This is a genomic window from Ensifer sp. Root1252, assembly GCF_001425885.1.
Lineage (GTDB): Bacteria > Pseudomonadota > Alphaproteobacteria > Rhizobiales > Rhizobiaceae > Ensifer > Ensifer canadensis.
On the sequence record NZ_LMDT01000016.1, the window covers coordinates 24,196 to 44,799 of the forward strand.

21 protein-coding genes are annotated in these 20,604 nt (G+C 64.8%); 12 read left to right on the forward strand and 9 right to left on the reverse strand.

Going from position 1 to position 20,604, the window contains the following annotated elements; translation table 11 throughout:
* Positions 1-116: 116 nt before the first annotated feature.
* Genes ASD02_RS18345 through mnhG form a run of 6 tightly spaced genes read left to right on the forward strand, consistent with a single transcriptional unit; the run spans position 117 to position 6,138 of the window.
* Complete coding sequence (locus ASD02_RS18345) at positions 117-3,044, forward strand: monovalent cation/H+ antiporter subunit A (protein ID WP_337797751.1); 2,928 nt, start codon at positions 117-119, stop codon at positions 3,042-3,044.
* Positions 3,044-3,391: a Na+/H+ antiporter subunit C gene (locus tag ASD02_RS18350; RefSeq protein ID WP_025428214.1), complete on the forward strand. Its 348-nt coding sequence runs from the start codon at positions 3,044-3,046 to the stop codon at positions 3,389-3,391. Before ASD02_RS18345 ends, ASD02_RS18350 begins: the two co-directional genes overlap by 1 nt.
* The gene (locus tag ASD02_RS18355; protein ID WP_057221591.1) at positions 3,360-5,003 is read left to right on the forward strand and encodes a monovalent cation/H+ antiporter subunit D; all 1,644 of its coding nucleotides are present in this window, start codon (positions 3,360-3,362) and stop codon (positions 5,001-5,003) included. Before ASD02_RS18350 ends, ASD02_RS18355 begins: the two co-directional genes overlap by 32 nt.
* A gap of 3 nt (positions 5,004-5,006) precedes the next feature.
* Positions 5,007-5,492, forward strand: a complete 486-nt coding sequence (locus tag ASD02_RS18360; protein ID WP_025424928.1) for a Na+/H+ antiporter subunit E — start codon at positions 5,007-5,009, stop codon at positions 5,490-5,492.
* Positions 5,489-5,770: a K+/H+ antiporter subunit F gene (locus tag ASD02_RS18365; protein ID WP_025424929.1), complete on the forward strand. Its 282-nt coding sequence runs from the start codon at positions 5,489-5,491 to the stop codon at positions 5,768-5,770. The genes ASD02_RS18360 and ASD02_RS18365 overlap by 4 nt, the downstream gene beginning before the upstream one ends.
* Positions 5,767-6,138: a monovalent cation/H(+) antiporter subunit G gene (gene mnhG / locus ASD02_RS18370; RefSeq protein WP_025424930.1), complete on the forward strand. Its 372-nt coding sequence runs from the start codon at positions 5,767-5,769 to the stop codon at positions 6,136-6,138. The genes ASD02_RS18365 and mnhG overlap by 4 nt, the downstream gene beginning before the upstream one ends.
* Before the next feature lie 2 nt (positions 6,139-6,140).
* On the opposite strand, the gene cobM is transcribed toward mnhG, so the two are convergent.
* Together cobM and cbiE are read right to left on the reverse strand one after the other, a co-directional pair.
* On the reverse strand, positions 6,141-6,899 hold the full coding sequence (cobM, locus tag ASD02_RS18375; RefSeq protein ID WP_025424931.1) for a precorrin-4 C(11)-methyltransferase: 759 nt from the start codon (positions 6,897-6,899) through the stop codon (positions 6,141-6,143).
* Positions 6,900-7,063: 164 nt separating this feature from the next.
* Positions 7,064-8,305, reverse strand: coding sequence for a precorrin-6y C5,15-methyltransferase (decarboxylating) subunit CbiE (gene cbiE, locus ASD02_RS18380; protein WP_107028392.1), 1,242 nt, complete (start codon positions 8,303-8,305; stop codon positions 7,064-7,066).
* Here cbiE and ASD02_RS18385 point away from each other — a divergent pair.
* Positions 8,274-9,059, forward strand: a complete 786-nt coding sequence (locus ASD02_RS18385) for a cobalt-precorrin-6A reductase (protein ID WP_038576517.1) — start codon at positions 8,274-8,276, stop codon at positions 9,057-9,059. The genes cbiE and ASD02_RS18385 overlap by 32 nt on opposite strands.
* On the opposite strand, the gene ASD02_RS18390 is transcribed toward ASD02_RS18385, so the two are convergent.
* From ASD02_RS18390 to ung, 6 genes are all read right to left on the reverse strand, one after another.
* Positions 9,038-9,802, reverse strand: a complete 765-nt coding sequence (locus ASD02_RS18390; protein ID WP_025424933.1) for a precorrin-3B C(17)-methyltransferase — start codon at positions 9,800-9,802, stop codon at positions 9,038-9,040. The two genes, ASD02_RS18385 and ASD02_RS18390, sit on opposite strands and share 22 nt — an antisense overlap.
* Positions 9,799-10,536: a precorrin-2 C(20)-methyltransferase gene (locus tag ASD02_RS18395; RefSeq protein WP_025424934.1), complete on the reverse strand. Its 738-nt coding sequence runs from the start codon at positions 10,534-10,536 to the stop codon at positions 9,799-9,801. Before ASD02_RS18395 ends, ASD02_RS18390 begins: the two co-directional genes overlap by 4 nt.
* Positions 10,533-11,165, reverse strand: coding sequence for a precorrin-8X methylmutase (locus ASD02_RS18400; protein ID WP_025424935.1), 633 nt, complete (start codon positions 11,163-11,165; stop codon positions 10,533-10,535). The genes ASD02_RS18395 and ASD02_RS18400 overlap by 4 nt, the downstream gene beginning before the upstream one ends.
* Positions 11,166-11,167: 2 nt before the next feature.
* Complete coding sequence (gene cobG / locus ASD02_RS18405; protein WP_025424936.1) at positions 11,168-12,541, reverse strand: precorrin-3B synthase; 1,374 nt, start codon at positions 12,539-12,541, stop codon at positions 11,168-11,170.
* A 135-nt stretch (positions 12,542-12,676) separates the two neighbouring features.
* Positions 12,677-13,447, reverse strand: a complete 771-nt coding sequence (gene cobF / locus ASD02_RS18410; protein ID WP_025424937.1) for a precorrin-6A synthase (deacetylating) — start codon at positions 13,445-13,447, stop codon at positions 12,677-12,679.
* A 128-nt stretch (positions 13,448-13,575) separates the two neighbouring features.
* Complete coding sequence (ung, locus tag ASD02_RS18415) at positions 13,576-14,274, reverse strand: uracil-DNA glycosylase (RefSeq protein WP_025424938.1); 699 nt, start codon at positions 14,272-14,274, stop codon at positions 13,576-13,578.
* Positions 14,275-14,483: 209 nt separating this feature from the next.
* Between ung and modA the strand changes: the two genes are divergently transcribed.
* From modA to modC, 3 genes are all read left to right on the forward strand, one after another.
* Positions 14,484-15,275 carry a molybdate ABC transporter substrate-binding protein gene (gene modA, locus ASD02_RS18420; protein ID WP_082555566.1) on the forward strand — a complete coding sequence of 264 codons (792 nt, stop codon included), beginning with the start codon at positions 14,484-14,486 and terminating at the stop codon, positions 15,273-15,275.
* A gap of 102 nt (positions 15,276-15,377) precedes the next feature.
* Positions 15,378-16,079, forward strand: coding sequence for a molybdate ABC transporter permease subunit (modB, locus tag ASD02_RS18425; RefSeq protein ID WP_025424940.1), 702 nt, complete (start codon positions 15,378-15,380; stop codon positions 16,077-16,079).
* Positions 16,076-17,149 (forward strand): molybdenum ABC transporter ATP-binding protein, encoded by a 1,074-nt coding sequence (gene modC, locus ASD02_RS18430; protein WP_025424941.1) that lies wholly within the window; start codon positions 16,076-16,078, stop codon positions 17,147-17,149. The genes modB and modC overlap by 4 nt, the downstream gene beginning before the upstream one ends.
* Here the strand turns inward: modC and ASD02_RS18435 are convergent.
* Positions 17,124-17,522: a winged helix-turn-helix domain-containing protein gene (locus ASD02_RS18435; protein ID WP_025424942.1), complete on the reverse strand. Its 399-nt coding sequence runs from the start codon at positions 17,520-17,522 to the stop codon at positions 17,124-17,126. The two genes, modC and ASD02_RS18435, sit on opposite strands and share 26 nt — an antisense overlap.
* A 186-nt stretch (positions 17,523-17,708) precedes the next feature.
* On the opposite strand from ASD02_RS18435, the gene ASD02_RS18440 reads away from it, so the two are divergent.
* Entirely contained in the window at positions 17,709-19,040 is a 1,332-nt protein-coding gene (locus ASD02_RS18440; protein WP_057221592.1) for an FAD-binding oxidoreductase, read from the forward strand.
* A gap of 330 nt (positions 19,041-19,370) precedes the next feature.
* Positions 19,371-20,603, forward strand: a complete 1,233-nt coding sequence (locus ASD02_RS18445; protein WP_025424944.1) for a 3-methyl-2-oxobutanoate dehydrogenase (2-methylpropanoyl-transferring) subunit alpha — start codon at positions 19,371-19,373, stop codon at positions 20,601-20,603.
* Position 20,604 lies beyond the last annotated feature (1 nt).

Genomic DNA, 20,604 nt, shown 5'->3' on the forward strand with positions numbered 1-20,604 from the left:
GGCTGTTACCGCTATGCGGACCATGACGGCGTCGTCTGCGACCGTTGCGTCAGCGATGGTCCTTGAGGGGCTTCGGCACCCAATCTCCAATATGCCCAAGAGAAGGGAACGATACGATCGAATACGCGGGGAAATTGCTTTCTGTCTTCATCCTAGCCCCGTTTGCGGGGAGCCTCATTGCAATCTTCTTTCCGTCCGATCAACGCGGCGCAACGGCCTGGTTCGCAGGCGCGATCGCGCTGCTCTGCTTCCTCGTTGCGGTTTGCCTCTACCCCTTCGTCACCTCCGGCGGCGTTCTTCGCTATGAACTTGCCTGGATGCCCGAGCTCGGCCTCAACTTCACCTTGAGAATGGACGGCTTTGCCTGGTTGTTCACGGTGCTGGTGACCGCAATCGGCGTGCTCGTCGTGCTCTACGCCCGCTACTACATGGCGGCAGAGGATCCGGTACCGCGCTTCTTTGCCCTGTTTCTCGCCTTCATGGGGTCGATGCTGGGCGTCGTTCTCTCCGGCAATCTGATCCTGCTTGCGGTCTTCTGGGAGCTGACGAGCATCGTCTCCTTCCTGCTGATCGGCTATTGGCACCACAATGCCCACGCCCGCGACGGTGCGCGCATGGCGCTGACGATGACCGGCATGGGCGGGCTCTGCATGCTTGTCGGGCTTTTGATCATGGGCCGCGTCGTCGGCAGCTACGACCTCGACGTCGTGCTTGCCTCCGGCGATACGATCCGCAACCACCCACTCTATGTCACGATGCTGGTCCTGATCCTGCTCGGGGCCTTGACCAAGAGCGCGCAGTTCCCGTTCCATTTCTGGCTGCCGCACGCGATGGCAGCACCAACCCCCGTCTCCGCCTATCTGCATTCGGCGACGATGGTGAAGGCAGGCGTGTTCCTGCTCGTCCGGTTCTGGCCTGTGATGGCCGGCACCGAGGCCTGGTTCTGGATCGTCGGGCTCGCCGGCCTGACGACACTACTGCTCGGCGCTTACTTCGCCATCTTCCAGCAGGATCTGAAGGGGCTTCTGGCCTATTCGACCATCAGCCACCTGGGCCTGATCACGGTGCTGCTCAGCCTCGGAAGTCCGCTCGCGGCGGTCGCCGCCGTCTTCCACATCGTCAATCACGCGACCTTCAAGGCATCACTGTTCATGGCGGCCGGCATCATCGACCATGAGACCGGAACGCGCGACATGCGCAAGCTCGGCGGGCTCATACGCTACATGCCGGGAACCGCAATGCTCGCCATGGTCGCCAGCGCCGCGATGGCCGGCGTGCCGCTGTTGAACGGTTTCATCTCCAAGGAAATGTTCTTCGCCGAAGCGATCGAGACGCACCAGGCCAATTTGCTCGATACGATGACGCCCTATGTCGCCACGCTCGCCGGCATGTTCGCGGTGACCTATTCGCTGCGCTTCATCCACAGCGTCTTCTTCGGCCCGACGCCGAGCGATCTGCCCAAGATCCCGCATGAGCCGCCGCGCTGGATGCGGGCGCCGATCGAGTTCCTGGTGCTGGCCTGCCTCGTCGTCGGCATTATCCCGGCCATCACCATCGGCCCGTTCCTGCACACAGCCGTCGTGTCTATCCTCGGTGCCAGCACCCCGCAGTACAACCTTTCGGTCTGGCACGGCTGGAACCTGCCGCTGATAATGAGCTTCGTGGCGCTTCTCGGTGGCATCGGCCTCTATTTCCTGATGGGGAACTATCTGGCGACCAGCACCGAAGGGCCGCCGGTCTTCCGCCTGCTGCACGGCCAGCGCATCTTCGAGCGGGTACTGGTGACCCTGTCGTGGAAGTGGGCGCGCTGGCTCGAACAGAGGCTCGGCACGCGCCGACTGCAGCCGCAGATGCGGTTCCTGGTCTTCGTCGCGATCGTCGCCGGCGCCCTGCCGCTGCTGCTCAATCATTTCGAACTGCCGCCGCTTCTGGTGCGCGGCATCGATCCGGCCTTCGCCCTGCTCTGGGCGATCGGCATCGCCTGCGCGGTTGGGGCCGCCTACCAGGCAAAGTTCCACCGGCTGGCGGCACTCGTGCTTCTCGGCGGCGCCGGTCTCGTCACCTGCATCACCTTCGTCTGGCTGTCGGCCCCCGATCTTGCGGTTACCCAGCTCCTCGTCGAGATCGTCACGACTGTGCTGATCCTGCTCGGCCTGCGCTGGCTGCCCAAGCGCATCGAGGACACGCAGGAATCAGAATTGCTGTCGCTGCGCGTCCGTCTGCGGCGCCTGCGCGACTTTCTGCTGGCCATTGTCGCAGGCGGCGGCGTGGCGCTGATCGCCTACACCGTGATGACCCGCCCAATGCCCGAAACCATCGCCAGCTATTTCCTCGAGCGTGCCCACAAGGAAGGCGGCGGCACCAATGTCGTCAACGTCATCCTCGTCGACTTCCGCGGCTTCGACACGCTCGGCGAAATCGCCGTGCTGGCGATCGTGGCCCTGACCGTCTTTGCACTGTTGCTGCGCTTCCGTCCTCAGGCAGACAGCCTTGAGGCGCCGGTACAGCAGCAGGTCCAAAATGCCTTCGACGACGATCATCCCGATCGCGCAAAGGGCGACAGCGTCGCCGAATATCTGTTCGTTCCATCTGTCATCATGCGCTGGATGTTCCCGGTCAGCGGCATGCTGGCCGCCTATCTCTTCCTGCGCGGCCACGACCTGCCGGGCGGCGGCTTTGCGGCCGGCATCGCCATGTCGATCGGCTTCATCCTGCAATACATGTCGGGCGGCACCCGCTGGGTCGAGGAGCGGCTGCGCATCCACCCGCTGCGCTGGATGAGTATCGGCATCATCGTCGCGGCGGCAACCGGCATCGGTTCGTGGCTGTTCGGCTATCCGTTCCTGACCTCGCACGCGCAATATGTCACCCTGCCGATCGTCGGCAAATTCCCGCTGGCAAGCGCAATCCTCTTCGACCTCGGCGTCTTCTCGCTGGTGGTCGGGGCAACCGTGCTCATCCTGATCGCGCTTGCGCACCAGTCGATCCGCGCTCCGCGTGCCCATGCCCGTGCCGTCCTTCGCGCCGGAAAGGAGGCGAAGTAATGGAGATCATCCTGTCTGCCGCCATCGGCGTCCTCACCGCCTCGGGCGTCTATCTCCTGCTCCGCCCACGCACCTACCAGGTGATCATCGGCCTGTCGCTGCTCTCCTATGCCGTCAATCTCTTCATCTTCAGCATGGGTCGGCTGCGCGTGAATGCGCCCCCCATTCTCGAGCCCGGCGGCGTCGGCGATCTCTCGCGCTACACCGATCCTGTGCCGCAGGCGCTGGTGCTGACCGCGATCGTCATCGGCTTTGCCATGACGGCGCTCTTCCTCGTCGTACTGCTCGCCTCGCGCGGCTTCACCGGCACCGACCATGTCGATGGAAGGGAGCAGCGCAGTGACTGATTGGCTGCACCACCTGATGATCCTGCCGATCCTCTTGCCGCTGATGGTCGGCGCGGCGATGATCCCGATCGACGAGCGCAACCGCATGGCCAAGGGCGTGATGGGCTTCGTCTCGACGCTCGCCCTCTTCGTGCTCTCGATGGTGCTGATGCGCGCTAGCGCCTCGACGGAAGGCTTTCTTGCGGGCACAAGCGTCTACCAGCTCGGCAACTGGCCGGCGCCGTTCGGCATCGTACTGGTGCTCGACCGGCTCTCCGCGCTGATGCTCTGCCTGACGAGCGGCCTGGCGCTCGCCGCCCAGGTCTATTCGATCGCCCGCTGGCACACCGCCGGCCATCACTTCCACTCGCTGTTCCAGCTGCTGATCGCCGGGCTCAACGGTGCCTTCCTGACGGGGGATCTGTTCAATCTCTTCGTCTTCTTCGAAATCATGCTCGCGGCCTCCTACGGCCTGCTGCTGCACGGCTCGGGCCCGCTGCGCGTCAAGGCCGGCCTGCATTATGTCGCGATCAACCTTGCCGCCTCGTCGCTGTTCCTGATCGGTGTCAGCCTGATCTATGGCGCGACCGGCACGCTCAACATGGCCGACCTCGCGGTCAAGCTTGCGACCATCTCGCCAGAGAACCGCCAGATGGTCGAAGTTGGCGCCGGCGTGCTCGGCGTCGCCTTTCTGGTCAAGGCCGGCATGTGGCCGTTGAGCTTCTGGTTGCCCACCGCCTATTCGGCGGCAACGCCACCGGTTGCGGCCGTCTTTGCGGTGCTGACCAAAGTCGGCATCTACGTCATCCTGCGGCTGTCGCTGCTCGTCTTTGGCGCCAATGCCGGGGTGTCCGCCGGCTTCGGCCAGACTCTGCTGGTGGTCGGCGGCATGCTGACCATCGCCCTCGGCGCCATCGGCGTACTCGCCTCGCAGGCGATGGCCCGGCTTGCCGCCTATTCGGTGCTCGTCTCTTCGGGCACGCTGATGGCGGCGATCGGCCTCGGGCATTCCAGCATGATTGCCGGTGCACTGTTCTACCTCGTCAGTTCGACGCTGACGATCTCGGCCTTCTTCCTGTTGATCGAACTGGTGGAGCGCGGCCGCGATGCCGGCGCCGACGTTCTGGCGGTGACGATGGAAGCCTATGGCGATGCCGACGAGGACGAGGAAGTCGATGAAGCGGGTGCCGCCATTCCCGGCACCATGGCCGTGCTCGGCCTCTGCTTCTGCCTCTGCGCGCTGCTGCTCGCCGGCCTGCCGCCGCTCTCGGGTTTCGTCGCCAAATTCGCGATCCTGAGCGGCCTCTTCGGCCTTTCCGGCCCCGAGGCCGCGCCGGCGATTTCTGCCGCCGACTGGACTTACGTCACATTGCTGATCCTGTCCGGCCTCTCCGCCATGATCGCCATGAACCGCGTCGGCATCCGCACCTTCTGGGCCTCGATCGAAAACACCGTGCCGCGCGTCTTCGTCATCGAGATTGCCCCCGTCGTCGTGCTGCTCGGCGCCTGCATCTTCCTGAGCCTGCAGGCCGGGCCGACGATGCACTACATGCAGGCAACGGCCGATTCCCTGCTCGACCCGTCGGGCTACACCCAGCGCGTCCTCAGGGCGCCACGTGCGGGAGGGCAGTAACCGATGCGCACCTGGTTCCCCTACCCGCTGCTGTCTGTCGGCCTGCTCATCATCTGGCTGCTTCTCAACCAGTCGGTCGCCCCCGGCACGATCGTCATGGGCACGATATTGAGCGTCGCGCTCGGCTGGGTGACGCTGAAGCTCAATCCCGCCCACTCGCATCCGCGCCGGATCCTGCGCACGCTGCGCTTCGGCGCCAGCGTCGTCGTCGACGTCATCCGCTCCAACATTGCCGTCATGCTAGTGATCCTGCGCGCCGGACGGCGGGCGCCGAACTCGGGCTTCCTGACGGTCGACCTCGATCTCGAAGACGAAAACGCGCTTGCTCTGCTCGCCTGCATCATGACGGCGACGCCGGGCACCGCGTGGCTCGAATACGACCGCCGCCGGAAGTCGCTGCTCTTCCACGTGCTCGACATGGAAAACGAGGAGATCTGGCTGCAGACGGTGAAGCGCTATGAGGCAGGTTTGAAGGAGATGTTCGGATGACTGAGCTTGCAATCATCTGGTCGATCCTGATCGCGCAGATCATGATCGGGCTTGCCATGGCCTTCGCGCTCTACCGCATGGTCAAGGGACCGCGGGCGCAGGATCGCATCCTCGGCCTCGATACGCTCTACATCAACGCCATGCTGATGCTGCTATCCTTCGGCATCCGCACCGCCAACAGCCTTTATTTCGAATCGGCGCTGATCGTCGCGCTGATCGGCTTCGTCTCGTCGATCGCCTTCGGCAAGTTCCTGATGCGCGGGGAGTTGATCGAATGAGCCATCTGACCGACCTTCCGACCTGGGCCGCCATTGTCGTCTGCGGGCTCGTTCTTCTCGGCGCGGCGATTGCGCTGATCGGCTCGCTCGGCCTGCTGAGGTTGCCGGATTTCTACACCCGCCTGCATGCGCCGACCCTTGCCACCAGCGGCGGCGTCATCCTCATCTGCACCGCCTCGATCATCTGTTTTGCCGTGCTGCAGAGCCGCTGGGTGTTCCACGAAGTGCTGATCATCGTCTTCGTCATCATGACCACGCCGGTGACGCTGATGCTGCTCGGCCAGGCAGCACTTTATCGCGACCGCGTCGAGCAACGCCGCGGCGTTCCGTTGAAACAGAAGCCGCTGCCCGAAGAGAGCGCAGAGTAGGCCTACTCGCGCCCGCGGAAGCGGCGCTGATAGGCGGGATCGTAGAGCGAGCTTTCGCGGAAATCCGACGCTTCCAGTCCCAGACCGACGAAGATCAGCGCGGTGCGCTCGATCGGCTCCTCGGCCACCTTGGCGGCGATGGTGCCAAGCGTGCCACGCACCACCCGTTCATCCGGCCACGACGCCTTGACGACGATCGCCACCGGGCATTCGGCGCCATAGAGCGGTGTCAGTTCCGCAACGACCTGGTCGAGCGCATGGATGGCGAGATGGATGGCAAGGGTCGAGCCGGTGGCGCCGAAGCCGGCAAGCGTCTCGGTGTTGGGCATCGGCGAGGCACGACCGGAAACCCGCGTCAGCACCAGGCTCTGGGCGACCGCCGGAATGGTCAGCTCGCGACCGAGCGTCGCGGCCGCGGCGGCAAAGGCCGGCACGCCGGGGGTCATGGTATAGCCGATGCCGTGCTTTTCCAGCCGGCGGATCTGCTCGGCAACCGCGCTCCAGACCGAGAGGTCCCCGGAATGAAGCCGGGCGACATCCTCGCCGACTTCCGCCGCGCGCACATATTCCGCCTCGATCTCGTCGAGCGACATCGGCGCGGTATCGACGATGCGGGCGCCGGGCGGACAATATTGCAGCAGTTCCGGCGAGACGATCGAGCCGGCATAAAGGCAGACCGGGCAGCGCCCGATCAGATCGCGGCCGCGAACCGTGATCAGGTCCGCCGCTCCCGGACCGGCGCCGATGAAGTGTACCGTCATGTGTCTCTCCGAATGTTTTGGAGCGTCCCCTTTGCACACAGCATCGTGGATCCACGCCATCTCATAATTGCGCAAGTCGGACGTAAAACGCTCCGCCCTTTTGCGCGAATGTTCTTTCGCGTGCCGTTGTCGCAAAACCGCGGTACACTTTTGCGCGACATGCTCTAGGCCTTGGTCCAGGACCATTGCGTCACCGGCATCGCCGGGCGCCATCCCGTCATGCCGCCGACCGGCGAGGCGCGGGCGATGTCGATGCGGATCAGCGATCCGCCGAGCCGCGCGTGGCGTTGAAGCAGCACCGCTTCCATTTCCGTCGTAACCGCGTTGGCGACAAGCCGGCCGCCGCTGCCAAGCGCCGCAACGGCTGCGTCCATGACGCCAGGCTCGCTGCCGCCACCGCCGATAAAGATTGCATCGGGACGCGACAGGCCTGAGAGAGCCGCCGGCGCCTTGCCTTCGACGACGGTAAGGCCGGGCACGCCGAATGCCTCGGCATTGCGGCCGACACGCGCCGCGCGCTCCGGCGAGGCCTCGATGGCGATCGCCCGCATGGCCGGATCGGCCAGCATCCATTCGATGCCGATCGAGCCGGAACCGGCGCCGATATCCCAGAGCAGCTCGCCCTTGCGCGGCGCCAGCGCCGAAAGGGTCAGCGCCCGCACCTCCCGCTTGGTGATCTGGCCGTCATGTTCGAACAGCGTGTCGTCGCGCCCGGCCGAAAGCGGCAGCACCCGTCCGCCCTGATCAGCGGCCACCTCGATGGCGCAGACGTTGAGCGGATGGACCAGACCCAGCATGAAGCGCGAGGCAATCTGCGTCGTCACGCGTTCGCCGGCGCCGCCAAGGGCCTCCAGAACCGTAAGCCTGGACTGACCGAAACCGCTTGTTGCGAGCAGCTCGGCGAGCGCCTTCGGTCCCGCCCCATCCGAGGTCAGAGCGAGCACCCTGTTGCCGGGCTGCAGGTGTGGCCGCACTAGATCGATCGGCCGGCCGTGCAGCGAAACGAGCGTTGCCTCCTGCAGTGCCCAGCCGAGACGTGAGGCGGCAAGGCTGAAGGAGGACGGTGCCGGAAGCGTGCGGATCTCAGGCGCGGCGACGCGGCGCGCAAGCGTGGCGCCGACGCCGAAGAAGAAGGGATCACCTGAGGCGAGCACGACCACCGGGCTGCCGCGACGCGCAACGATCTCCTCGACCGAGCGGCCGAACGGGCTTTGCCAGACGCGGCCCTCGCCCTTTATCAGCGAGTGCGTCAGCTCCATGTGGCGGGCACCGCCATAGACGACCGGCGCAGCGGCAATCAGCCGCTTGGCCTCGTCGCCGAGACCGGCTACACCATCCTCGCCTATGCCGATGATGGTCAACCAGGGGGAGACGATGGCCGGATCGCTGTTCGACACCTCAGCCATGGAAAAACCTCGCATTCTCATTCTTGGCGGGACGACCGAGGCCCGCGAACTGGCATCCCGCCTTGCCGGTGACATGCGTTACAACACCATGATCTCGCTTGCCGGCCGTACGGCCGATCCGCGCCCGCAGCCAGTCAAGACCCGCATCGGCGGTTTTGGCGGCGCCGAGGGGCTCGCAGCCTTCCTCAACGCCGAACAGATCGCGCTGGTCGTCGACGCGACACACCCCTTCGCCGCCCGGATTTCCCAAAACGCCGCCGCGGCGGTAAAGGCTGCGCGGGTGCGCCTGCTCGCCCTGCAGCGCCCGCAGTGGCAAGCGGAAGCCGGCGACAACTGGACCGGCGTCGGCACCGTTGCGGAGGCGGTCGTGGCCCTTGGCGACGCCCCGCGCCGTGTCTTTCTCGCCATCGGCCGGCAGGAGGCCTTTCATTTCGAGACTGCGCCGCAGCACAGCTACGTCATCCGCAGCGTCGACCCGGTGACCCCGCCCCTGAAACTGCCGGACGCGACGGCGATCCTTGCCACCGGCCCATTTGCCGAAACGGACGAGATCGATCTGCTTAGGGCTCATCGCATCGACGTCATCGTCGCCAAGAACAGTGGCGGAGCCGCAACTTATGGAAAGATCGCGGCTGCGCGCAGGCTGGGGATCGCGGTGATCATGGTCGAGCGCCGCAAGCCCACCGACGTGCTGTCGGTGAGCGACTGCGATGCCGCGCTCGAACGCATCGATCAATGGCTGTCTCCCGCATAGAAACGCGGCGTATAGACCAGATCCGGCTTGCCTTCGCGCGCAACGATGCGCGTTTCCGACGAACCGATGATGACGCATGTCGCCATGTCGGCGCGGCTGGCGTCGGCCTCGCCGAGCGGCATGACGGCGATGCGCTCATCCGGCCGGCCGGCGGCGCGACCGAAGATCACCGGCACTGTTGCCGGCAGCACGCCGCGCAGGATTTCGAAGGCCTCGCCGAGCTGCCAGGGCCGTGCCTTGCTGATCGGATTGTAGAGCGCGATCACCAGCCCGGCTTCCGCCGTGAGCTTCAGCCGCTTGGTGATGACCTCCCAGGGCTTCAGGTTGTCGGACAGCGAGATGGCGCAGAAATCATGGCCAAGCGGCGCGCCGATGCGCGCGGCAACCGCCAGCATCGCGGTGACGCCGGGCGTCACCACGAGATCGACGGACTTCCATTCCGCCGGTCCCTTGTCAATCGCTTCGCAGACAGCAGCCGCCATGGCAAAGACGCCGGGGTCGCCGCCCGATACCATGCAGACCTTGGCGCCGGCAGCAGCGCGCGTCAGTGCCGCCTGTGCGCGATCAAGCTCCTCGCGATTGTCCGACGCGATGCGCATCTGGTCGGGCCTGAGGTTGAGGCGATCGAGATAGGGGATGTAGCCGAAGAATTCCTGCGCGTTTGAGACCGCCTGCGCCGTCTCCGGCGTCATCTGCTCGGCATTGCCGGGGCCCGTGCCGACGACATAGAGCGTGCCGGTCATGGCCTGTCCTTCCACCCGGGAACGAGCACGAGCGAGAAGTATGGCGCCTCGTCATCGGGCTTTTCGGCAAGTGCCGTCATCGCCGCGTTCTTCATCGTGCCACGCTCGACATAGACGGCCTGGTCGAGCCGGCCGGAGGCGGCAAGCGCCCGGCGGATTTTCGGCAGGTTGCGCCCGACCTTCATGATGACGGCGGCCTCGGTATCGGCAAGGCGTCGTCCAAGCTCACCTTCCGCCATGGTGCCCGGCAGGACCGACAGGACGTCGTCGCCCTGGACCAGCGGCAAGCCGGCAAGCGACCAGCAGCCGGACATGGCGGTGATACCGGGGATGACTTCGACCGGGAAGCGCCCGGCAAGCCGCACATGCAGATGCATGTAGGAACCATAGAACAGCGGATCGCCCTCGCTCAGCACCGCAACGGTCCGCCCGACCTCGAGATGCCTGGCGACTGCGTCAGCAGAAGCGTTGTAGAAATCGGTGATCTGGCTCTTGTAGGCGCCGTCGTCCTTGTCGATCTCGGTGGTCACGGGATAGTAGAGCGGCAATTCGATGAGACCGGGCTTCAACAGCCCCTCGACAACAGCGCGGCCATTGCCGCTGCGGCCTGCCTTGGCGAAATAGGCAAGCACATCCGCCTCGCCCAGCGCCTTGACGGCCTTGACCGTCAGCAGCTCCGGATCGCCGGGGCCTGTGCCGACGCCGATCAACCGGCCCATGCCTGCCCCGCTCACAGGCCCGGCCTCGCTAGCGAATTGAGTGCTGCAGCCGTCATGGCGCTGCCGCCGAGGCGACCGCGCACGATGGCGAAGGGCACGCCATAGGAATTCTCGGCAAGCGCATCCTTCGATTCCGCAGCACCTACGAAACCGACCGGCATGCCGATGATCGCAGCCGGCTTCGGCGCGCCATCGCGCAGCATTTCGAGCAGATAGAAGAGCGCCGTCGGCGCGTTGCCGATCGCGACGACCGCACCAGCCATGTGCTCACCCCAGAGCTTCAGTGCCGCAGCCGACCGGGTATTGCCGATCTCGGCTGCCAGTTCCGCGGTGCGCGGATCGCGAAGCGTACAGATCACCTCGTTGCCTGCAGGCAGGCGCGCCCGCGTTACGCCCCGCGCCACCATCTCGGCGTCGCAGAGGATCGGCGCGCCGTTCTTCAGGGCGCCGCGGGCAGCGGTGACGAAATCGGGAGAGAACACGAATTGCTTCGACGCCTCGACGAGGCCGCAGGCATGAACCATGCGCACCGCGAGATCGGCTTCCTCCTCGGAGAAGGCGGAAAGGTCGGCTTCTGCCCGAATGATGGCGAAGGAACGCTCATAGATGGCGTTGCCATCCCGGATGTAATCATACTCAGGCATTTCTATCCCTGTTCGAACGCAGCCGAGACGCGCGCGGCACCCAGCCGTGTAAGACAGGACCGCGCCGATTCGCCAGCGTCTTTGTTTTCCCGCACCAGGCCAGCCAGCCGTTCCAGCGCGGATTTCATTCCATTTTCATCGGTGTAGGCATTCGCGCCATCCTTCGCCGCCCCATTTACGACAAGCGCATATCCTGATGGCGCACCCACCAGCGTCAACGCCGACGCCTTCGGACGGGCGCAGCCCTTGACGCAACCGGAGAGGTGCACCGTCAGCGAGCCGTCGAGCAGATCCGGCGCCGTTTCCACCCATAGCCGCGCCATCGCCTTGGTGTCCATCCATGCGGAAGCGCAGCCGGTGCTGCCGGCGCAGGTGGCAATGTGGTTTCGCGGGTCATCCGCTGCAATACGAAAGCCCTGCGCCAGCGCCAGCCGCTGGACGATTTCGGCCGCTTCCGGCTCCAGACCCAGCATGAAGAAACTGTGGCCGGGCGCAAGCCGGATTTCTCGCGCCCCAAGCTCCGCGGCTTGCCGCAGAAGGGCGATGAGGCTGATAGCGTCGATTTGGGCGAAGGCGAGCCCAAGGCCAAGGACAGCACCAGTCGAGCCGAGATCGTGGATACCGACGACCGGAGACACCGACATCGGAGCCGGAACGATCTCGACAAAGTCGGCGCCCACCGGACAGAGCATCTGCACCGCATCGATCTCGAGATCCCGGCCACGCGCAGCCGGCCCGATGTCGGTCAGCGCTGCAAGAATCCGGATAACGATCGGCACGACCGCCTCGGTTCGAAGCGCGCAAATGGGCTTCGCCGTTGCAGCGGTTCCCGCAAGCGATAGGTTCCACCAGACGTCCCCGCCGCGCCCGACAGCCTGCAGACGGAGATCGGCAACCGTATCGCCGAGGTGGAACCGGCCGCCGCCATCGACGATGATGGCGAGCTTCGGCGCCAGCCGCAGTGCAGCGCCTCGTGCGGCGATCTCTTTGCGCAGCACGGCAGCGAGGATCCGTGGGTCGATGATCTCTTCCGGATCGATGCCGGCAAGCGGTGGCGTCTCGATGGCAACTCCATCGGGGACCACGATCGCCGCTTCGCCGATCGCTTGGGCAAGGCCGGGAACGGTCGATGCCGTCAGCCTGCGGACCTGCAGATTGCCGCGCGCGGTAATTTCCAGGATGCCATTGCCGAACTGCCGGGCGGCCTCAGCGACATCAGAGAACTGGGAAAGCGTCAGGCTGCCGTCGAGCGGCCGCAGCCGCACCAGCAGGCCATCGCCGGTCGGCATCGGTGCTGCAAGCGACGGGCACGCACCCCGGCGCATAGAGGCGGCGGCATCCATTGTTTGCGATGTCGGCACGGCGCAACTGCTCATAGTCTTGTCTCGGTCGCTCCCAGCGGTCGCCCTCTCGTTGGGCTTTTTTTTCACCAGACGCTATAGCACAGCCACCGACGTTGAGAGAGATCAAAGACGACGGGAAAAGCCTGGAGAAAGCAGGCACAACAGCGGCTATTCCTCGAAATCGGCACCCTTGCGCAAGAGGTAGATATCCATGATCCACCCCATGCGCTGGCGTTCCCTTGCGCGGGTCGCCAGGATCTCGTCCTTGACGTCGGCCAAGCGGCCGGAGATGACGATTTCGTCTGGCGTTCCGAGATAGGCGCCCCAGTAGATCTCGGCGTCCGGATCGTCGATCCGCTGGAATGCCTGCTCGCCATCGAGCATGACGACCGACGTCTGGCTGCGCTTCGGAAAACTTTCGGACAGGCGGCGCCCGGTGGTGATCTCGACCGGTTTGCCGACAAGGTTCAGCGGAATGCGGTGGCTGGCGCAAAGCGCCTGCAGGCTGGTGATGCCGGGAAGAACGTCATAGTCGAACGCGACCTTGCCACGCGCCTTCACCCGTTCGACGATGCGGATGGTGCTGTCATAGAGCATTGGGTCGCCCCAGACGAGAAAGGCGCCGGTTCCGTCTTCGGTCAGTTCGCCATCGATCAGGCGCTCGTAGATTTCGGCGATGCGGGCATGCCAGTCGTCGACGCTGCCATCATAGCTGACGCCCTCGGTGCGGCGGACCGGCACAGCGAATTCGACCGTGCGGCTGTCGGCGCGCGTGACGTAGCGCGCGCAGATCTCGCGGCGCACCTCCGCAAGCTCGGTCTTTTTCTCACCCTTGGTCGGGATGAACAGCACGTCGGCGCGGTTGAGCGCATTGATCGCCTGTACAGTCATATGCTCGGGGTTGCCGGAGCCGATGCCGATGATCAGAAGTTTTCGCACGCGGTCCTCGCCTTTGTTATCTGCAGCAGATCAAAGTGTTGCAGTGTCTTTGGCGGATTGCCGATTGAGACACAAGACCCGCCCGCGACACGCTCCCAGCCGTCGGCGTCATTGCTTGGCGCGCGCGCTTAAGGTGCCTCCGGATTTTCCGGCAGCGTCCAGTCGATCGGCTCAAAGCCTTTCGAGGCGAGGAAGGCATTGGCCTGGGAAAAGTGCCGGCAACCGAGAAAGCCGGAATGCGCCGAGAGCGGCGAGGGATGCGGCGCCCGCAAAACGAGATGGCGCGAGCGGTCGACGAAGGCGGCTTTCTTCTGCGCGTAGGAACCCCACAGCAGAAACACCACCGGGTGATCGGCCTCGTTGACGGCGCGGATGATCGCGTCGGTGAAGCGCTCCCAGCCCCGCCCTTGATGTGAAGCCGCCTGCCCGCGCTCGACCGTCAGCACGCTGTTGAGCAGCAACACGCCTTGTTTCGCCCAACTTTCGAGAAAGCCGTGACGAGCCGGTGGAATACCGAGGTCGGCGTTCAGTTCCTTGTAGATGTTGACGAGCGAAGGTGGCGTTCTGACGCCCGGACGCACGCTGAAGCAGAGCCCGTGCGCCTGGCCGTCACCGTGGTACGGGTCTTGCCCCAGGATGACGACGCGCACCTTGTCGAGCGGCGTCAGATCGAGCGCCCGAAAATATTCAGGTCCCCGCGGAAAGATCTGCCGTCCTTCGCTGCGCGCGCCGACCAGGAACTGCTTGAGTTCGCCCATATACGCGCTGGAAAATTCGGGCTCCAACGCCGCCTTCCAGCTTTCTTCGAGCTTCACTGCCGTTTCCATCACGCCTCCGGTCCGTTTCATCCGCTTGCCGCCCCGGAATTTAGAGCGATCACCCGCAGCCGCAAGCGCTAACCGCGCGACGAGCCGCTTGTTTCACGGCTTTTACTAGCGCTTTCGAGCAGCATTGTATTTCAATGGATACAACGCTAATCAGGATGAGATATCGTTATATCCTGAAAAATATCACGAACTTGATGGAGGCAAGACTGATGATGCAACGCAGACAATGGCTGAAGGGGCTGGTGCTCGCCCTTGGCGTCGCCTGGGCCGGCGCGACCTTCGCGCCAAGCGCCGCCATGGCCGAGGACAAGGTAACCGTTTTTGCTGCCGCGAGCCTGAAGAACGCGCTCGATGCGATCAATGCCGAATGGCAGAAAGAAAGCGGCAAGGAAACGACCGTCTCCTATGCGGCCAGCTCCGCGCTCGCCAAGCAGGTGGAACAGGGCGCACCGGCTGACGTCTTCATCTCCGCCGACCTCGCCTGGATGGACTATCTGGCCGAGAAGAAGCTGATCAAGGACGACACCCGTGCCAACCTGCTCGGCAACAGCATCGTTCTCATCTCGGGCAAGACAGACGCGCAGCCGATCGACATCAAGCAGGGCTTCGATCTGGCAACGCTACTCGGTGACGGTCGCCTGGCGATGGGTGCAGTCGATTCCGTGCCGGCCGGCAAATACGGCAAGGCAGCGCTTGAAAAGCTCGGCGTCTGGTCGAGCGTCGAACAGAAGGTTGCGGGCGCCGAGAGCGTGCGCGCCGCACTGCTGCTCGTTTCGCGCGGGGAAGCGCCCTATGGCATTGTCTACCAGACCGACGCTGCAGCCGATCCGGGCGTCAAGATCGTCGGAACCTTCCCCGAGGACAGCCATCCGCCGATCATCTATCCGATCGCAGTCACCACGGACAGCAAGAACGCCGACGCGACCGCCTATGTCGACTTCATCAAGTCCGACAAGGCAGCGCCGCTCTTCGAAAAGCAGGGCTTTACTATCCTGAAATAGCGCGTGCGGCGCCTGTCCAGAAACGGGCGAAGCATCTATCTTTCTCCAGCGCCGCGCGGACATCGCGCGGCGCTGGGCATTTCGACCGGGAGTGGGATGACTTTGGATTGGTTGGAGTTGAGCGAGGCGGAATGGACGGCGATCCTGCTGAGCCTGCGCGTGGCGACGGTTGCGATGGTCTGCAGCCTGCCGTTTGCGCTTGGGGTCGCCATGCTGCTTGCCCGCGGACGCTTCTGGGGCAAGACGGCGCTAAACGGCCTCGTTCACATGCCCCTGATCCTGCCCCCCGTCGTCACCGGCTTCCTGCTGCTGCTGCTGTTCGGCCGTCGCGGACCGATCGGCGCCTTTCTCGCCGAGAATTTCGGCCTCGTCTTTTCCTTCCGCTGGACCGGCGCGGCACTCGCCTGCGCCGTCATGGCCTTCCCCTTGATGGTTCGCAGTATCCGGCTGTCGATCGAGGCGGTCGACCGCAAGCTCGAGGATGCCGCAACCACGCTCGGCGCCGGGCCGGTCTGGGTGTTCTTCACCATCACGCTGCCCTTGATCCTGCCAGGCATCATCGCCGGCATGATCCTCGCTTTCGCCAAGGCGATGGGCGAATTCGGCGCGACCATCACCTTCGTCTCCAACATCCCCGGCGAAACGCAGACGCTGTCGTCTGCGATCTACACCTTCACCCAGGTGCCGGGCGGCGATGCCGGCGCCATGCGCCTGACGATCATCTCGGTGATCATCTCCATGGCGGCGCTGATGCTCTCGGAGCTGCTGGCAAACGCCGCCGCCAAGCGAACGGTTGCCGCATGAGCCTTCTCGTTGAAGCCCGCCATCGGCTCGGGGATTTCTCCGTCGACGCCACCTTCACCTCCGACGGCGGCGTCACCGCGCTGTTCGGCCGCTCGGGCTCGGGCAAGACCTCGCTGATCAACATCATCGCCGGACTGATGAAGCCGGAAAGCGGCCGCGTGGTGCTGGACGGCGACATCATCGCCGACAGCGAACGACGGATCTTCACGCCGGTGCATCGCCGCCGCTTCGGCTATGTCTTCCAGGAAGCTCGGCTGTTCCCGCACTTAAGCGTCGGCAGCAACCTTGCCTATGGCCGCTGGTTTGCCGGCAGGTCAGGAAAGGCGGCCGACATGGCGCGTGTCGTCGACATGCTCGGCATCGGCCATCTGCTCGAGCGCAACCCCTCGGCGCTCTCGGGCGGCGAGCGGCAGCGCGTCGCCATCGGCCGCGCTTTGCTTGCCGCCCCCCGCCTGCTGCTCATGGACGAGCCGCTTGCCGCGCTCGACGATGCGCGTAAGGCCGAGATCCTGCCTTATCTCGAGCGATTGCGCGACGATGCGGGCGTGCCGATCGTCTATGTCAGCCACTCCGTGAGTGAGGTCGCGCGCCTGGCGCAACGGGTCGTCGTGCTGGAGAACGGCCGCGTAAAGGCATCGGGCGCCGCCGCCGAAGTGTTGAGCGCGCCGGCGGCGGCACTGGCAACCGGCCGGCGCGAAGCGGGCGTGTTGCTCGAAGGCGTGGTCGAGATGCACGACGCCACCCACGATCTGACAACCGTCCGGGTCGGCGACCGGCTGATCCGGGTGCAAAGGATCGACGTGGCGCCGGGGCACGCGCTGCGCCTGCATATTGCCGCACGCGACGTCATGCTGGCGACGGTTCGTCCTGAAGGCATCAGCGCTCTAAACGTGCTGGAGGGAACGATCGTCGACCTGACAGTGGGCGAAAACGGCAGTGTCGATGTGCGGGTGGACTGCGGAAGCGCGACGATCGCCGCCCGCATCACCACCTTTTCACGCGATGCGCTCCAGCTTTATCAGGGCAAGCCGGTCCACGCGATCATCAAGTCCGTGGCGATCGATCACTGACAGGCGCACTCGCCTGCTCCCGATCGCGGACGGCCTCCAGCCAGGCGAGATCATCGGCGATGGCGGCCTTCGCCTTCGCCTCCATTTCGCGATAACGGCGGATCAGCGTTTCGCCGAACGGTGTCAGCATCGCACCACCACCCTGTTTGCCGCCACGCTGGCTTTCGACCGACGGTTCCCGGAACATCCGGTTCAGCGCATCGACCAAAAGCCACGCCCGGCGGTAGGACATGTCCATAGCGCGGCCGGCAGCCGAGATCGATCCGGTCTCGCGGATGAGTTCCAAAAGCATGATCTTGCCGCGCCCAAGTCGGTCCCCTGGCGGAAAGTCGATGCGCAGAATAGGGCGAAGGTCGTCGGGTCGGTCACTCATGCGCGAAACATAGAAGTTTGCGCGCCAAATCGAAAGTCGGTCTGAAGCCAGGCCCGGCCGATTTCACATCGGCCGAACCGGGCAAAACATCAAGGGTGCAGAAAGGCTAGAATCCGGGCCTTGATCTGGCGATGCCGGCATGTACCGATGGCGCGTCCGCAAAACCCCGCCTGAAAGCTTGCCCTCATGCCCGGTCCCCCTCTCGATGCCGTCGAAACCGATCAGATCCAACCGGCGAAAGCCGATGTCGTCATCGTCGGTGGCGGCATCATCGGTGCCAGCACCGCACTGTTTCTCGCCGAACGCGGCATCGATGTTGTGCTCTGCGAAAAGGGTGTGCCCGGAGCGGAACAGTCGAGCCGCAACTGGGGTTGGGTGCGCGTCATGGGCCGTGACGAACGGGAGATACCGCTGGCGATCGAAGCGCTGAAGATCTGGGATACGCTCGATGCCCGCGTTGCAGGCGAAACCGGCTTTCGCCGCAGCGGCATCCTCTACATCTCCGAAAACGATGCCGATATCGCCAACCGCGATGCGTGGCTTGCCATGGCAAGACCCTATGGCGTCGACAGCCGGCAGATCGGGGCCGAAGAAACACAAGACCTGATGCCGGGCGCAGGCATCCGCTACTGGCGCGCGCTGCACACGCCGAGCGACGGCAGGGCCGAACCGCAAAAGGCGGTACCGGCAATCGTTGCCGGAGCCAGGCGCGCCGGCGCCCGCGTTCTGTCCGGCTGTGCCGTCCGCGGTGTCGAGAGGACGGCCGGCCGGATCAGTGCCGTCGTCACCGAGAAGGGCCGGATCGAAACCGCGACCGTGGTCGTGGCCGGGGGCGCCTGGTCGCGCCTCTTCCTCAAGGGGCTCGGCATCCGGCTGCCGCAACTGAAAGTGCGCAACACAGTGCTCCGGACCAGTGCGGTATCGGGCGGCCCCGAGGGCGCGGGCGCGACGGGCAGCTACGCCTATCGCAAACGCCTCGACGGCGGCTACACGATTGCCGACGGTGGCGCCAATCTGCACCCCGTTGTGCCTGATAGTGTCGCCTTTTTCCGCGATTTCCAACCGGCGCGGAAGGCCGAGGGCGATTCCGTCCAGGTCGGCCTCAGTGCCCAGAGCTGGCGCGAACTCTTCGAGATCGGTTCCGTTCCACTCAACCGCCCAGGCGCCTTCGAGCGGCACCGGGTGCTGGATCCGCAACCCGATCAGCATTCCGCGCTGCGCGCATTCGATGAAGCAAAAAAGGCATTGCCGTCCCTCCGCGACGCTCGCGTACAGCAGGTCTGGGCCGGCCTGATCGACGTCACGCCCGACGCCGTGCCGGTGATTTCTACGGTCGAAAGCCTGCCCGGCCTGGTCGTCGCCGCAGGATTTTCCGGCCATGGCTTCGGCATCGGCCCAGGGGCCGGACATCTGGTCGCCGACCTCGTTACCGGTCAAAAACCGATCGTCGACCCCACACCTTTTCGCCTCTCACGTTTCTCCGACGGCACCCCGATCACCATCGCTCCGCCGGTTTGATCATCCGAACGGCAAGTGGTCGCGCAAGAAAATTACGCGTGAGCCGGACCTGGAATCGCAGCCGCATCTGCCGCTGGCATGGCGATGGCAGGAATCTGTCTTTCTTCTGCTGCAAGCAGCCCGGGCGGCCGAAAGGCCTTCATAAGCCCCTGAACTCATGGCAGTCTGTGTGCATTCCCGTCGGGAGAACGGGCTGAGGAGGAAGGCGTGACGATCTGGGGCGGAGGAGCCCGCAGGTGGTCCCGCCCACTTTTGCCATGCGGCGACATCCCGTTTTCCCCGATGCTGACTGGTGCGCGTCGCGCACTCCGGAGGGAGGCCGGAAACCGCATGAGCGATCCCGATCGACTTAGCCTGCATGTCCCCGAACCGGCCGTCCGGCCGGGTGGCGAGCCGGACTTTTCCAACGTCAAGATTCCGAAGGCGGGCTCCGTTCCGAGGCCGGAAATCGATGTCGCCCCGGAAGAGATCCGCGACCTCGCCTATTCGATCATCCGCGTACTCAACCGCGACGGTGAGGCGGTCGGCCCCTGGGCCGGGCTGTTGTCGGACGACGAACTCTTGGCCGGCCTCAAGCACATGATGACGCTGCGCGCCTTCGATGCGCGCATGGTCATGGCGCAGCGGCAGGGCAAGACCTCGTTCTACATGCAGCATCTGGGCGAAGAGGCGGTCAGCTGCGCCTTCCGCAAGGCGCTGAACAAGGGCGACATGAACTTCCCGACCTATCGCCAGGCGGGCCTATTGATCGCCGACGAATACCCGATGGTCGAGATGATGAACCAGATCTTCTCGAACGAGAGCGATCCGTTGCGCGGCCGCCAGTTGCCGATCATGTATTCCTCCAAGGAACATGGCTTCTTCACCATCTCCGGCAACCTCGCCACGCAATATGTCCAGGCTGTCGGCTGGGCCATGGCCTCGGCGATCAAGAACGACACCAAGATCGCGGCCGCTTGGATCGGCGACGGCTCGACGGCGGAATCCGACTTCCACTCAGCGCTCGTCTTCGCCTCCACCTACAAGGCGCCTGTTATCCTCAACATCGTCAACAATCAGTGGGCGATCTCGACCTTCCAGGGCATCGCCCGCGGCGGCTCCGGCACCTTTGCCGCCCGCGGCCTCGGCTTCGGCATCCCGGCACTGCGCGTCGACGGCAACGACTATCTCGCCGTCTATGCGGTCGCCAAATGGGCGGCGGAGCGCGCCCGGCGCAACCTCGGCCCGACGGTGATCGAATATGTCACCTACCGGGTCGGAGCACATTCCACCTCCGACGATCCGAGCGCCTACCGGCCGAAGACGGAATCGGAAGCCTGGCCACTCGGCGACCCGGTCCTCCGGCTGAAAAAGCACCTGATCCTGCGTGGCGCCTGGTCGGAAGAGCGCCACACCCAGGCGGAAGCCGAGATCGTCGACGCGGTGATCCAGGCGCAAAAGCAGGCAGAAGGCCACGGCACCTTGCATGCCGGCGGCAAGCCATCGGTGCGCGACATCTTCGAAGGCGTCTACGCCGAGATGCCGCCACATATTCGCCGCCAGCGCCAGAAGGCAGGATACTGAT